General features: G+C 38.5%; 8 protein-coding genes. 5 read left to right on the top strand and 3 right to left on the bottom strand.

Annotation, left to right across the window (positions count from 1 at the left end):
* Positions 1–281: 281 nt before the first annotated feature.
* From NNJ85_RS03830 to trxA, 5 genes are all read left to right on the top strand, one after another.
* Complete coding sequence (locus tag NNJ85_RS03830; protein WP_254473671.1) at positions 282–1,943, top strand: lysine--tRNA ligase; 1,662 nt, start codon at positions 282–284, stop codon at positions 1,941–1,943.
* Positions 1,943–3,517: a peptide chain release factor 3 gene (locus NNJ85_RS03825; RefSeq protein ID WP_254473669.1), complete on the top strand. Its 1,575-nt coding sequence runs from the start codon at positions 1,943–1,945 to the stop codon at positions 3,515–3,517. Before NNJ85_RS03830 ends, NNJ85_RS03825 begins: the two co-directional genes overlap by 1 nt.
* Positions 3,518–3,953: 436 nt before the next feature.
* Positions 3,954–7,073, top strand: coding sequence for a double-strand break repair protein AddB (gene addB / locus NNJ85_RS03820; protein ID WP_254473667.1), 3,120 nt, complete (start codon positions 3,954–3,956; stop codon positions 7,071–7,073).
* Between the two features lie 2 nt (positions 7,074–7,075).
* Positions 7,076–10,552, top strand: a complete 3,477-nt coding sequence (addA, locus tag NNJ85_RS03815) for a double-strand break repair helicase AddA (protein WP_254473665.1) — start codon at positions 7,076–7,078, stop codon at positions 10,550–10,552.
* Positions 10,553–10,732: 180 nt separating this feature from the next.
* Complete coding sequence (gene trxA, locus NNJ85_RS03810; RefSeq protein WP_005774353.1) at positions 10,733–11,056, top strand: thioredoxin; 324 nt, start codon at positions 10,733–10,735, stop codon at positions 11,054–11,056.
* Between the two features lie 172 nt (positions 11,057–11,228).
* On the opposite strand, the gene tsaE is transcribed toward trxA, so the two are convergent.
* The 3 genes from tsaE to ahcY are packed head-to-tail and all read right to left on the bottom strand — an operon-like array spanning position 11,229 to position 15,607.
* Positions 11,229–11,696 carry a tRNA (adenosine(37)-N6)-threonylcarbamoyltransferase complex ATPase subunit type 1 TsaE gene (gene tsaE / locus NNJ85_RS03805; RefSeq protein ID WP_371923325.1) on the bottom strand — a complete coding sequence of 156 codons (468 nt, stop codon included), beginning with the start codon at positions 11,694–11,696 and terminating at the stop codon, positions 11,229–11,231.
* Between the two features lie 11 nt (positions 11,697–11,707).
* Positions 11,708–14,173 (bottom strand): PAS-domain containing protein, encoded by a 2,466-nt coding sequence (locus tag NNJ85_RS03800; RefSeq protein WP_254473661.1) that lies wholly within the window; start codon positions 14,171–14,173, stop codon positions 11,708–11,710.
* Positions 14,174–14,209: 36 nt separating this feature from the next.
* A complete protein-coding gene (ahcY, locus tag NNJ85_RS03795; RefSeq protein WP_254473659.1) occupies positions 14,210–15,607 on the bottom strand; it encodes an adenosylhomocysteinase in 1,398 nt (465 codons plus the stop codon).
* Positions 15,608–15,936 lie beyond the last annotated feature (329 nt).

The raw sequence follows: 15,936 nt of genomic DNA, 5'->3' as shown, positions 1-15,936 counted from the left end.
TAGGGAGCAAAGTTTGTGATGATGTTGGTTTGCTCACCAATATAATAAGCACGCCTTATGATTAAGAAAAAAGAAGGCTTTGATAATCAAAACAAGATACTTTTGCTTTATAATATTGAACGTTTTTTATTTTTATCAAAATAAAATATGTTTACAGCGCGGTTTGTTTTTATATGGTGAGTATCAAGAAATTTCCATATTTTTGCTTGCTATTATTGACGAATAAATTCAAGAACCATACACCCTATTTTGAAAAGAGTATAATTTTTAGGATAAAGATAATGATGCGTGATCAGTGTGATGCCCTTAGCCTTACGCCTGAATTAAAGGATGCGGCTGCTCAATCGAGAACTTGGCCATTTGAAGAAGCACGTAAGATTATCAAACGGTACGAAAAGACGGGTTATCCAGACAGTGTAATATTTGAAACAGGTTATGGGCCTTCTGGTTTACCGCATATTGGAACTTTTGGTGAAGTGGCACGTACAACTATGGTGCGTCATGCATTTCATATTCTTACAGAGAATAAAGTAAAAACAAAGCTGCTTTGTTTTTCTGATGATATGGATGGTTTGCGCAAGGTCCCTGAGAATGTGCCTGATCGCGAGAAGATGGAACATTATCTTGGTCAACCGTTGAGCCGCGTTCCTGATCCTTTTGGAGATGATTATCCTTCTTTTGGAGCGGCGAATAATGCACGTTTACGGGCTTTTCTTGATTGTTTTGGTTTTGATTATGAATTTGCAAGTGCTACGGATTATTACAGTTCCGGTCGTTTTGATGAAACACTTTTAAAAATCCTTGCCTGTTATGACAAGGTGATGGCAATTATTTTACCAACATTGGGTGAAGAACGGCAGGCGACTTATTCTCTCTTTTTACCGATTTCTCCCTTTTCTGGAAAAGTATTACAGGTACCGATGATTGCGCGGAATGTTGAAAAAGGAACGGTTACTTATATAGAGCCTGAAACAGGAGAAACTATAGAAACGGAGGTCACTAGGGGCAAGGTTAAGTGTCAATGGAAGGTTGATTGGGCTATGCGCTGGACAGCGCTTGGCATTGATTATGAAATGGCAGGAAAAGATCTTATCGATTCCACAAATCTTTCTTCTAAAATTTGTAAAGTCTTGGGTGGAAAACCTCCAGAAGGATTTAACTATGAGCTCTTTTTGGATGAAAAGGGTCAGAAAATTTCCAAATCCAAGGGAAATGGTTTAACCATTGATGAATGGCTTACTTACGCTCCAACGGAGAGTTTAGGGCTTTATATGTTTTCAAAGCCCAAAACAGCCAAAAGGCTTTATTTTGATGTTATTCCCAAAGTCGTGGATGAATATTATGCACATCTTTCAGCTTATGGTCGTCAAAGTTGGCAAGAACGGCTTAATAATCCAGTATGGCATATCCATAATGGTTGTCCTCCACAGGTTGATTTACCGGTTCCCTTTGCTCTTCTGTTGAATTTGGTAAGTGCTTCAAATGCAGAGAATAAAGAGGTTCTCTGGGGGTTTATTTCTCGCTATGCTCAAGGAGCCAATGCACAAACTTATCCAGAACTTGATCAGTTAGTGCAATTTGCTCTTAAATATTTTGATATTTTTGTGAAACCTAACAAAAAATTTCGCGCAGCAGATGATAGTGAACGGGCAACATTAGCGCAAATTGATGCAAAATTAGCCAGTTTGCCTGAAACTGCTGATAGCAATATGATTCAAAATGCACTTCTTGATGTTGCACGTTTAATAGAACGCTATCAAGATCATAACAAAAAAAGCCCTGAAGGGGGACCGGGTGTTTCAAATGTCTTTTTTCAAATGATCTATGAAGTCCTTTTAGGGCAGGAACGAGGACCACGATTGGGATCATTTATTGCGCTTTATGGGATTAATGAAATGCGTGCACTAATTGCTGAAGCACTTGCACGATCTGTGGAGGAATAATGGAACGAAGAGTGCAAGAAGTAAAGCGACGCCGTACATTTGCAATTATTGCTCACCCAGATGCTGGAAAAACGACATTGACAGAAAAGCTTTTATTGTTTGGTGGTGCTATTCAACTTGCAGGAGAAGTAAAAGCTAAAAAGGATCGTATTCAAACCCGTTCTGATTGGATGAATATTGAGCGTGATCGTGGTATTTCCGTTGTGACTTCAGTGATGACGTTTGAATATGAAAATCATATTTTTAATCTCCTAGATACGCCAGGCCATGAAGATTTTGCAGACGATACCTATCGCACGCTGACAGCTGTTGATAGTGCTATCATGGTCTTGGATGGCGCCCGCGGGATTGAGCCTAGAACACTGAAATTATTTGAAGTGTGTCGGATGCGGGATATTCCTATTGTTACTTTTATCAATAAAATGGATCGTGAGGCGCGTGATCCTCTAGAGCTTTTAGATGAAATTGAAGAAAAGCTAGCGCTTGATACCGCACCCATAACATGGCCCATTGGGACGGGTAAAGATTTTGTTGGGACTTTTGATCTTCATCATAATCGATTTCGTCAAAAAGATGATGAAATAACACAACAGATTGTTTCAGATCCCAGTGAAATTGTCCATTTACTTCCAGAGTATCAACATTCAACTTTTATTGAAGGGGTGGAACTCGCTCGAAATGCTTGCAAAAATTTTGATCTTCAAGCTTTCCGTGAAGGTCATATGACTCCGGTTTATTTTGGTTCGGCGTTACGAAATTTTGGTGTTCGTGATTTGATCAATGCACTCATTGATTTTGGTCAAAGTCCTCGTGATCAAAGTGCAGATCAGCGCAATATCATAGCAACTGAACCTAAAATGACGGGGTTTGTTTTTAAAATTCAAGCAAATATGGATCCTAATCACCGTGATCGTATTGCATTTTTTCGGGTCTGTTCTGGAACACTTGAACGCGGCATGAAGACAAAGTTAGTGCGAACAGGAAAACCGATGACACTTTCGGCTCCACAGTTTTTCTTTGCGCGTTCACGCCAAATTGCTGATCAAGCCTATGCTGGTGATATCGTAGGAATCCCTAATCATGGAACGTTACGGATTGGCGATACTTTGACTGAAGGAGAAGATATCCTCTTTAAGGGAGTCCCCAATTTTGCACCAGAAATTTTGCGTCGTGTTTGTTTAGGCGATCCAATGAAAGCAAAAAAGCTTAAAGAAGCTTTGCAACAGATGGCTGAAGAAGGGGTTGTGCAATTATTTATTCCAGATGATGGGTCACCTTCTCTCATTGGTGTTATTGGTGCTTTGCAAATTGATGTTTTAAAAGAGCGATTGAAAATAGAATATTCTTTACCGGTAAATTTTGAACCAGCACGCTTTAATGTATGTCGTTGGATTTCAACACAGAGCAAAGATGAGTTGCAAAAGTTTCTCAGAAATCACCGCTCTGCTATTGCGTATGATTTAGAGGGTGATCCAGTATTTTTAGCAGAGAACCATTTTTCATTAAATTATGAGGCAGAAAGAGCTCCTAAAATAAAATTTTCTGCTTTTAAAGATTATCAAATACGCGCTTAATGTAAAGAAGAATCGGTTATACAACAATTTGGTTGGTAATCATTTGTCACGTTGAGTTGGAGTATTTTTTCTGAAAGTGATAGAGTATGTAAAGAACATTTTCAGAGTGCACGATAGAAAGAATACCGTAAATTTAACTATTATATTCAATAATTTACAATATATTTATACTTTTGGAGCTTTTAAAATTTTAATATTTTTTAGAGCGTTTATGTGAGTTAGAGAACAAGCTATCGCCAATTCTTCGTTGAAACATATCAAAAAAATTTTGATATGTTTTTTTACGATAAGATATGGAATGTCTTTCAATCTTTTTAAAATCTAAATTAAGAATCTCCTGTATAAATATAGTTTTTAATTGTATGAAAATTGTATACAGTCAAAATAATACAAATAATCAATAAGATGGAATTTGTTATCCCAAATACAATATTATATGACCTATAAACCACGTGTCTTTTCTATTTCTTCTGGAACAGCTTTTTTGCCTCACTTTGTTGATGCGCTGTTCTCTGGTGCCCTTATTGATAATTTTGCTTCTGATGGAGATATTCAAACGGCTCTTGCCGATAGCCTTATTTATGTTCCGACACGTCGTGCGGCTCGGGCTTTGCGTTTAGCCTTTGTTGAAAGAAGTGATACACGATCAACCTTCTTGCCAACCATTCGTGCTCTAGGAGATGTCGATGAAGACAGTTTCCTTTTTGTTGAAAATCATACCAGCACTCTCAATCCACCCATTGGCGAAAGTGAACGCCTGCTGCTTTTAGCGCGTCTTATTCGTCCATGGCGTGAAAATTTGCCTGCACATTTGCGTACCATGTTTGGTACAGAAGATGTGCTTATTCCGGCTCATAGTGCCGATGCACTTTGGCTTGCTCAAGATTTAGCACATTTGATGGATGAAATTGAAACAGAAGGAGCAGACTGGTCAAAACTTAAAGATATTGCCCCTGATATGGTCGCTGAATGGTGGCAAATAACGCTCGATTTTTTAACGATTGTGACACAAAATTGGCCGCAAATTTTAACAGAAAGGCAACGAAGTAATCCCGCTGAATGGCGTAATCAAGCACTTACAATGCACGCAGAGACTTTACGACGCGCACAATCTGATAAACCTATCATTGCGGCTGGTGTATCAGGTTCTATGCCGGCAGTTTCTCATCTTTTAAAGGTTATAGCCTCTCTGCCAAAAGGGGCAGTTGTTCTTCCAGGTCTTGATCTTCATATGGATGAAGAGCAATGGAATGCACTTGGCACGAGCAATAAAGAAAAAATAGCGTGTGCTTCTTTTGATCATGCAGAAAATATTTTTAGCCATCCTCAATATCATTTAAAAAAACTTCTTTCTCTCATGGAGTGTCAACGCGCTCATGTTTGTGAGATTGGCCAACAAAGTGCAACAAAGAAAAGGCGAATGGCGCTTTTATCAGAAGCATTCCGACCAGCTTCTACAACCGATAAATGGGTACAAATTGTCCGTGATGATTATAAGGAACTTTGTGCAGATTGGTCATTTATTGAAGCTATAAATGAACGTGAGGAAGCTCTGGCTATCGCTGTTGCTTTACGAAGAGCTATTGAAAATCCCAAAAAAACCGCAGCTCTTATTACAAATGACCGTAATTTAGCCCGCCGTGTTGCGGCGGAATTACAGCGATTTGGTATTGAAGCAAATGATTCAGGGGGAATACCACTTGCACAAACATTGCCTGTAACACTCTTACGACTGATCTTAGAAAATGTGTTGCAACCTGATGATCCCATTGCTTTTCTTTCTCTTCTTAAACATCCACTGACAACACTCCACCAAAACCGTCATCGCTTACGCGAACTGGCAGAAAATTTTGAACTTTTTGTACTGCGAGGGAATACAGGGCGCATCAATCTTTTTGAATGTGATCAATTCCTTGAAAAATGGATTGAAACATATTCTCATGATCGTTCTGAAATGAATGCCCTTGATCAGCAGAAGTTTGAAGAAGCACGTTTTCTGTGTCATCTTTTGAAGAAAGCTGTTGAACCTTTAACCTTTCTCATGAAACAAGAGAAAGAATGCACCGTCAATGAAGCTGCGATAGCAACTGTTGAAGTTTTTGAGAATTTTGGTCGCAATGAGGATAATTCTCTTGCTCATCTTTATCAACACGAAGCAGGACAAACCCTATCAAATTTTTTGCGTGAATTGGTCAGTGATCGATCAGGATTAACATTTCATTTTAGCGAATGGCCTGCTATGTTTTCTGCATTGATCGCAACGCGTTCCGTCACACCTTCACCTGGAGGACATCCACGTTTATTCATCTGGGGTACTTTGGAATCACGTTTGCAAACGGTTGATACAGTGGTCATCGGCGGTCTTAATGAAGGTTCATGGCCGATATCAACCCGAAATGATGCTTTTTTATCGCGCCCGATGAAAATGATGTTAACTCTGGAACCACCAGAGCAACGTATAGGTGTTTCTGCGCATGATTTTCAATGGGCTATGGGAATGGATAAAGTGGTGATGAGTCGTGCATTGCGGGTTAATCATACTCCTTCTATTCCCTCACGATGGCTACAACGTATAGAAACAGTTGTAGGAAAACAGGTTTGGAAACAAATTCGTGTACGAGGTGAAATACTCCTCTATTGGAGCAAGATGCTTGATCATACAAGCGTAAATTCTGAGGTGAAACGTCCTTGTCCTGTACCACCTCTTACTATGCGTCCGCGTCATTTTTCAGTCACTGAAATAGAAACATTGCGGTATGATCCTTATGCTATTTATGCCAAAAGAATCTTACGACTCAAACCTCTTAAAGCACTGATTCATGACCCTAGCACACTTGAGCGCGGAATACTTTATCACGCTATTCTTGCCGCTTTTTGCACACAAATAAAAAATCCAAATGCTGCAAATGCACTCAATGTTCTGCTTTCTATTGGACGTAAAGAATTTGATAAATTCAATTTTCCACCTGATATTGAAACAGTTTGGTGGAACAGTTTTGAAAATCTTGCTCCATTTCTAATTCAATGGGAACAAAGTTTAGGACCGCGAGAGCGGTATTCGGAAGTAGTCTCACAAAAAATTCCTATAGGCAAAACAGGAGTAACCCTTTCAGGACGGGCTGATCGCCTTGATGTTTTGCCAGACAAAACGGTTGAAATTCTAGATTTCAAAACTGGAATCCCTCCTTCATCAAAACAAGTTCGTGAATTATTATTTCCACAATTGGCTTTAGAAACAGCTTTGCTGATGGAAGGGGCATTTCCAGATTTTCAAGATCTTGTTCCCTCAAATTTGTTTTATGTTCCTCTGAACGGAAAAGGTGAAATTAAATCTCAATCCATTCTTTTAACGGAAAAAGACAAAAAAACTTATCTTAGTGCCGTTAATCTTGGTGAAATCGCATGGAAAAATCTTATTGCCCTTATAACGTATTATCAAAATCCACAACAAGGCTATCTCTCACATGCTGTTCCCATTGAAAAACGGTATGAAGGTGACTACGACCATTTAGCACGGTTGTGGGAATGGTCAATTGGTTTTCACGAAGAAGAGTAATCATGACGTTTTTTTCTATTCCTGAAGCTGCTCTTGATGCACAAGCGACGGCAACACATCCCCAGAAAAACGTGTGGGTTTCTGCGAATGCAGGATCTGGAAAAACGCACGTTTTAAGTGAACGTGTTATTCGTTTGCTTTTAAATGGTACGCCTCCAGCACGTATTTTATGCCTTACTTATACAAGAGCTGCTGCTGCTGTTATGCAATCACGAATTTTTCGCACGTTGTCCAGTTGGAATGAATTGGATGATGCACAGCTGCAAGAAACCTTGACACGGTTTGAAAATAAGCCCGTCAATGCGCAAAAATTAATTTATGCACGACAACTCTTCGCGCGTGCTCTTGAAACACCTGGTGGCTTAAAAATTCAAACGATTCATGCTTTTTGCGAATCTCTCTTGTATCAATTTATGTTAGAAGCCAATATTGCACGGCATTTTGAAATTCCTGATGATGTCAGTCGCAAAAAATTACGACAAGAATCCCGTCGCCAACTTTTAGTACGTCGTGATATACAGCCTGCTTTACAACAGTTACTTCAAGTTATTAGCGAACATACTTTTAACAAACTTCTCTATGAAGCTATTGAAAAGCAACATAAACTCTCTGATTTTTTCTCTTCTCTTTTATCTGAAAATGGAGAAGAAAAATTTCGTGCGCTTTTTAACTTAGCGCCTGATGAAACAAACCAATCCCTATTAGAACAAATTCAACAAACCGCGCGTCTTCCTCTTTATGCTCTTAAGCATTGTGAAACCAATGGCAGTCAACGTCTAAAAGAGATGGTGGAAAAGTTTTCCCAATTAGAAGAAGCGCGTGATGAGACCAATATTCTCAATATTGTCTCTGATATTTATTTGACCACAGAGGGTAAACCACGTAATTTTCCACATTTATTTCGTAAAAAATCAGATGAAATTTGGCCTTTTATTCAACAAATGCTTGAAGATAAACAAAACAAGCTTTCTGTTCTTTTAGAAAAATATCAATGCGCAAAAGTTGCCACCCTCAATATGGCTGCTTTTCAGCTGTGTACTGTTTATCTCGAAATCTATACCAATCTAAAAAAGGCTAATGGCTTCTTAGATTTTGATGACATTATCGAGCGTACACTTCATTTGTTACAGCGCAAAGGTGCAAGCCAATGGGTGCATTATAAACTTGATCAGGGGCTTGATCATATTCTACTTGATGAAGCACAAGATACCAACCCTGAGCAATGGCAAATTATTCAACTGTTGGCACAAGAATTTTTCTCAGGGTATAGCCAACGAACAAATATACGGACTCTTTTTGCTGTTGGAGATGAAAAGCAATCTATTTATTCTTTTCAAGGTGCGGCTCCAGAAAATTTTGCTGCAAATGGACGAATTATTCAAAAAAAAGCGCAGCAAACAAATCAGCAATTTGAAAAAATACAATTGCATTATTCTTTTCGCTCTACAGCAGATATTCTTAAAAGCGTTGATCTTGTTTTTGAAACACCAGAAAACTATAAAGGACTTTCGGCGGAAAATATAAAGACGGTGCATGAAGCTATTCGTGTTCATAGCCCGGGAGAGGTTGTTATATGGGATGCTATTTCTAAAGAAACAAGCGAATTTCCGCATGACTGGCATTTAAGCGTTGACCATTTAGATACACCTGAAGTGCGTTTAGCAGAAAAAATTGCTGAAACGGTTGCTGGCTGGTTACGAAAAGGCGAAATGCTTCCAGCAAAGGAACGCTTAATACGGGCAAGTGATATTATGATCTTGGTCCGTAAACGTGATAAATTTGTCTCAGCTCTTTCTCGTGCTCTTAAACACCTTAATATTCCGGTAGCAGGAGCTGATCGTTTACAACTCACCAAACATATTAGTATCCGTGATTTAATGGCACTTGGGCGTTTTGTTTTGCAGCCACAAGATGATCTTTCTCTTGCTTGCGTGTTAAAAAGCCCCCTTTTTGCTTTTTGTGAAGAGGAACTCTATCAGCTTGCCGCACACCGCACCGGCTCTCTTTGGCAAAACTTATCTACGCACGCATCATCGAAAGCATCTTTTAAAGACGCTTTTGAAAAGTTGAACCATTATCGCGCTTTAGTGGATAAAATACCGGTTTTCGAGTTTTATAGCCATATTTTGAATAATGATAAGGGAAGACAAAAAATTCTGTCTCGTTTAGGATCTGAAGCCAATGATGTGCTCGATGCTTTTATGGATTATACGCTTAACATTCAAAAAACAGGATTACCAGGATTACAAGCTTTTTTAGAAACATTAAGTGCAAGCGAACCAGAAATTAAACGTGAATTTGAACAAAACAATGAAGAAATTCGCATCATGACTGTTCATGCTGCAAAAGGACTAGAAGCTGCTGTTGTATTTTTGGTTGATCCTGGTAGCGCGATTTGGCATCCTCAGCATGCGCCTCATTTGCTTAAAATTCCTTTAAACAGTGCACAAGAGAACGGACCACACGCTTTTATTTGGCACCCCAATGAAAAGTTTGATACAAAGCTCTCTAAGAAAGCAATTTCACATTTAAAAGAGCGTGCCGAAGAAGAATATAGGCGCCTTCTTTATGTAGGAATGACACGTGCTGAAGATCGTTTATTTGTTTGTGGATATAAAGGTAAAAAAACGCCCTCTGACACATGGCTACAACTGGTAAAAAAAGCCCTTGAACCCCATGCGGTTGCTATAAAAGGCCCTGCAGAAGATATTGCAGCTTGGCGTTATTGCATTACATCTTCTTCTACTGTTCCTATAAACCAAGAAGTCGCTTTCGCTGAGAGTCAAGCCTTACCACCTTTGCCTGCTTTTTTCTCTCATAAAGTACCAGCAGAACCAATGCTTCCAAAACCGTTAAAACCCTCTGTCGCAAGCCTTTCCATTGAAGCTGATACAGAGCTTTCTTCAAGCCCAAAACAACTTTTCACTTCGCCTGTTTTAGGAGAAACAAACACCAACAGAGCTTTTTTCATTGAATATGGTCATCTCATTCACCGATTATTACAATATCTACCCAATTGCCCCCCACAAAAACGCCAAGATTATGCTCGAAACTATCTCAATATTAAAGCTTTTCATTGGGAGAAAAGCCAAAGAGAAGGTGCTCTTCGCCATGTTTGGAAAATTTTAGATCATGTTTACCTCAAACCTCTCTTTTCTGAGCATTCACGTGCTGAGGTTCCTTTAATGGGTATTGTAAAAATTCGTGGAAAAGAACAAGCAGTTTCTGGTCAAATTGATCGTCTCTACATCACGAAAAACAGCATTATCTTTGCTGATTTTAAAACGGGACACCCACCAGAAAATGAAGCCGCTATTGCTCCTCATCATTGGTTGCAAATGGCTCTTTATCGTAAATTGTTACAAGCTATTCATCCCGATAAAGATGTCCAAGCTCTGCTTATCTACAGTAAAGAAGCTAAAATTTTTAAACTTCCTCCAGAAAAGCTTGAGGCATTTCTTGATGAAATTGCCTTATAAGTTTATTCTTTCCCTTCAAAGTATCTTTATGCTTTTTTACTTTCATAAAATCGTTCAAATAAACGCACTCCACAATTTTTGGTGCAGAAAAGTTCCTTAATAATTTATTTTTTACAATAACTTGATATGAATTGTTATCATACCAATCTATAAAAAGTGAGTAGTATAAAGGATAAATCAATGACGTGTATAAAAGTTGATAAGAACAATTTCGAAAGTGAAGTTTTAACTTCTTCCACCCCTGTTGTGGTTGATTTTTGGGCAGAATGGTGCGGTCCCTGCAAAATGATTGCGCCAATTTTGGATGAAATTTCAACGGAAATGCAAAATCAAGTTAAAATTGCTAAAGTAAATATTGATGAAAATCCGGAATTGGCTACCCAATATGGAGTGCGCTCTATCCCTACATTATTAATGTTTAAAAATGGAAATGTTTCATCAAATATGGTTGGCGCTACCTCTAAAGGACGTCTTTCTGAATGGATAAAAGATGGGCTGAGTTAATGCTATACATAAGCAACGATAAAGGAGAGACATTTTATCTCTCCTTTTGAGGTTTTTTAAAATATTCTACGATATATTGTAAAAGAAGTTCAATGAAAGAAAAAAGTTAGATGCATTTATTTTAATGCTTTTAAGAGTCCATACTGTTAAGCGTGCTCATATCGATGTTTTTTTATGTGCAAATTGCAAAAGATTGTTGAAAACGTTCAATGGAATGTTGTGACGATCTCAATGTCACATGACGTCCCTGTGCTTTATAGTGTAAGGTGAGTGCAAAAGTGGCAATCTCTAAAAGAGATGCACTTCTTTCTGGCCATTCAACGAGTAAAATGGTTTTCTCACGTGTTTCATGAAGCCCTAATTCGTCAATTTCTTCTGCCATAGAAAGGCGATAAAGATCAGCATGAATAATTTCAAACTGTGAAAGTTTATAGCTTTGCACAAGAGTAAAAGTAGGGCTTGGAACATCCATAGTGTTATCGTTTGCAAGCGTTTGGATGATTGTGCGTGCAATGGTTGATTTTCCAGTTCCAAGATCTCCTTGCAGTGTTACAAGATCCCCTGGCTTTAAAGAAAGGGCTAAATTTTTTGCAAAAAGCTTTGTTGCTTCTTCATTTTCAAGGAAAAAATCAAAATTCATTAAGGCTTTCATTAAAAAATCTCATCTCCTTTTGGGAAGGGGAAAAAACACTTAACTGTTGTTCCTTTTCCAGAACCGGTAAGAATTTCAACATGTCCACCGTGTAGTTCAACGAAACTTTTCACAAGCGAAAGACCAAGTCCCGCTCCTGTACGCCCACCATGATGTGAATGGGAAGAAAAACGTTTAAAAATACGATCAAGAATGTCTTCAGGGATGTCAGAGCCCTCATTGTGAACGCTAAAGACAATGTTATCATCTTGTTCATCGACACAAAATTCAATTGTGCTCGCTTCCGTTGCAAAATTAAGTGCATTACTTAAGACATTCACAAAAATTTGATGTAAGCGTTTTTCGTCAGCAGAAATAGTGTTTAAGGAAGGAGAAATTTGTTGTAAAAGCGTAATGTGGCGTCCATTAAGGCGATCTTCTACACGGGCTACTGCTTGTATCATCGCATCGGCAATGTTAACTGGTTTTATGTCTAACTCCATAATACCTGCATCAAGAGTGGCAAGATCAAGAATATCATTAACAATATTTAAAAGGGTTCCTGATTCTGAATGAATGTGCCCAAGATATTCTTGTTGACGTTCATTGATAGAACCAAAAATTTGATCCCGTAAAATGTCGGAAAATCCAATAATATTGGTGAGAGGTGTACGCAATTCATAGGAAACATGTTGAACAAATTCATTCCGCAAACGATCTGCACTTTCTAAGGCTTCATTTTTTTCTTGAAGAGCACGTGCAACATGGACAGTATCTGTGACATTCACAAAAGTAAGCATCGTTTGTCCATCGGGAAGAGGGACCAAAGTATAGTCAATAATCATATCATTTTTAAGATCTATACGACCTGAATATGTTTCACGTTTTTCAGCAAAACCGGTAATGAATTTAGTAAATTGATCCCATTCTTGTCGCACTGTTAAGGCTGAACAATGGCTTTTTAACTGTGTAATGTGGGTTCCTTCTACCATTAAATTATAAGGAAGCGACCACAATTTCGACAGGGAAGGATTCGATAAACGAAGGCGTCCATCAGCACCAAAAACGACCACACCTTCAGAAAGTTTATCAAGTGTTTCACCTTGTATTTTAATAAGTGTATTATAACGGCGTTCAAGATCAATTTTTTCTGTAAGGTTTTCATAAAGCCATGTAACCCCTCCTTGTGGATGAGGATTCGAGACAACACGCACCGTACGACCATCTGGAAGATTCCAAATTTGTTGGTTCGATTCTGTTTGCCGATAGGCTTTAAAAAGTTCTTCTTTCCACGCACGCCAATCAGGATGTTCAGCAATGAGCCCTTTTTCACGTAAACGTTCAAGAAATAATGTATGGCTTGGTTCACTTTCTAAAAAGGAACTTTCTAACGGCCATAAAATTTTAAAAGCATGATTGCAGAATTTTAATTTTTGGTTTGTATCAAAAATGGCGACAGCTGTTGAGATTTGGTCAAGGGTTTCACAATGGCTTTGAAGAACATATCTTAATTCATGAGCAAGATTTTCATAGGCGCTGTCATCACGTGCGAAAGCGGCCATTCCTTCGGCTGTTGTGAGACGTGTGAGATGAAAATAGCGCCGTTCACCATCAATGACGGTATGAACATGTTCTTGAAAAATTGTTTCTGTTTCATCTGTTTTGCGTTGTGTGTTTTCATTGAAAAGATCACCCACTTCATCACTATCTTCATGAAAGTCTGTCATTTCTCTAAATGCACGATTGATAAAACAAACTTTTCCTTCGCAATCTTTTATCCATACAGGCTCTTGAATAAGATCAAGAAGATTACGCTGCATTCTAAGTTCAATAAGAAGGCGAGCAATATCTTTCTGTAAACGAGCATTTTCGCTCTGCTGTTTTGAGATATCTTGAAAACGAGCAATAGCGACTGTTCCTGCGATAACCCCTGTAACTTGTAGCAGCACATTATTTGTGGTGGTGATAGAAAGCTCAAAAGGGTGACATTTACAACACAGTTGAGTCAACGCATAATCAAGTTCTCGCAGAGAATTTTCTTCAACCCAGAGTTCAAAGCGCTGAAAATCTTGCTGATCAATGCCTATTTTTTGTAATGTGGAAAGGCCACCAACGACACGAGGCAAGGATGTTGGATTTTCCCAAATAAGAAGGAGTTGTTTGGTTTCTTCCAGAAGCCATTCATAATATTTAAGTTTTTCAGAAAAATCTGTCTGAATTATCTTCAAAGGCTTCTGGGCTGCTTTTTTTGCATGCATAATAACAGCCATGCACGTAAAAAATGAAGCGCAAGAAACTCCTCCACACAGCGCTAAAAGCAGCCATGGACCATTTGGCAAAGTGAGAGAGAATGGTAAATAACCTTCTAACGACTGAGCAACAGTGCGTGTTGGAGAAAAAAAGAAAAAAAGGCAAAATATATACGTGAAGATTCGAATCATGTTTTGAGCTTTTTCTTTGGGGGTATGGTCACCAAAGCTGAGCACGACATTTTTCCCTCTTTTTAAACCCAAGGAAGCATTTTAGTAACGGTAATGGTTTGGTTTATAAGGTCCTTGCGGTGTGACTCCAATATAAGCTGCTTGTTCTTCTGATAAAACAGTTAATTTTATTCCTAATCGATCAAGATGGAGACGTGCAACTTTTTCGTCAAGATGTTTAGGCAGAACAGTGACTTCATTTTTATAGTGTTCGGCACGGGTAAAAAGTTCAATTTGCGCTAAAACTTGATTGGTAAACGAAGCTGACATGACAAAAGAAGGATGCCCCGTCGCATTACCGAGGTTTAACAAACGCCCTTCAGAAAGCAAAATGATGCGTTTTCCATCAGGAAAGGTGATCATGTCAACTTGAGGTTTAATATTGGTCCATGGCAAATTTCTAAGGGCTGCGACTTGGATTTCATTATCAAAATGACCAATATTGCCAAGAATACACATATCTTTTACTTGGCGCATATGATCTAAACGGACGACATCTTTATTGCCTGTTGTTGTGATGATAATATCAGCACCGGAGACAACATCATCCAAATTAACAACTTCATAGCCATCCATAGCCGCTTGAAGAGCGCAAATAGGATCAATTTCTGTTATTTTCACACGAGCTCCAGCACCTGAAAGAGACGCCGCTGAACCTTTTCCTACATCACCATAACCACAGACAATGGCTGTTTTACCAGCAATCATCACGTCTGTTCCACGGCGAATACCATCAACCAATGATTCTTTACATCCATATTTATTATCAAACTTTGATTTTGTGACGCTATCATTGACGTTAATAGCAGGGAAAGGCAGAAGCCCTTCTTTTTGTAATTGATAAAGACGATTGACACCTGTTGTGGTTTCTTCGCTTACACCTTTAATTGCTGCGCGTTGTCGTGTAAAAAATCTTGGCGTTGTATCCATACGCTTTTGAATTTGTTTGAAAAAAATTTCTTCTTCTTCTGTTTTGGGATGCGAGAGGATATCTTTATTTTGTTCTGCACGACTTCCCATTAAAATATAGTTTGTAGCATCTGCTCCATCATCTAAAATCATATTGGAAGGATTACCATCAGGCCATTGGAAAATTGCATCTATATAAGTCCAATATTCTTCCAATGTTTCACCCTTAACGGCGAATACAGGAATACCCGTTGCGGCAATAGCTGCTGCTGCATGATCTTGCGTAGAAAAAATATTGCTAGAGCTCCACCGTATATCGGCACCAATCGCTTTTAATGTTTCAATTAAAACAGCTGTTTGAATTGTCATATGCAATGAGCCAGAAATCCGCGCACCGCGTAAAGGTTGACTGGAGGAAAATTTCTTGCGACAAGCCATCAAGCCAGGCATTTCAGTTTCAGCAATATCAAGTTCTTTACGACCATAAGCGGCAAGGGCAATATCTTTGACAACAAAATCTTGAGCTGTCATTCTTCGTTCCTTTAAAATCAATTTTTTAAAGACGGTAGGAGAAATTAAAAAAAAATGCAAGACAAGAAGAAGACTTCTTTACGTGAAAAAGCTCTTTTAAAATCTCTATAAATTTGTGCAACAAATATGCATTTATGGATCTGAATAGTGATTTACGAAGAGGACAAGAGATCTCAGGATAAGTCTTATTATAAAAACAAAATTTTATCCTTTTTACGGAAGGTTAAAGCTTTTCAAAATCTTCAGAGGGATACCTTTTAAAGAGTAAAAAGATGTATTGCTTCACAGTTTTTATATCGACTTTTTTACGGGATAATCAAAGGGAGTAT

Origin of the sequence: Bartonella sp. B1098, from assembly GCF_944896145.1 — a bacterium.
Classification (GTDB): Bacteria; Pseudomonadota; Alphaproteobacteria; order Rhizobiales; family Rhizobiaceae; genus Bartonella.
This window is presented reverse-complemented; position numbering and strand designations above follow the sequence as displayed.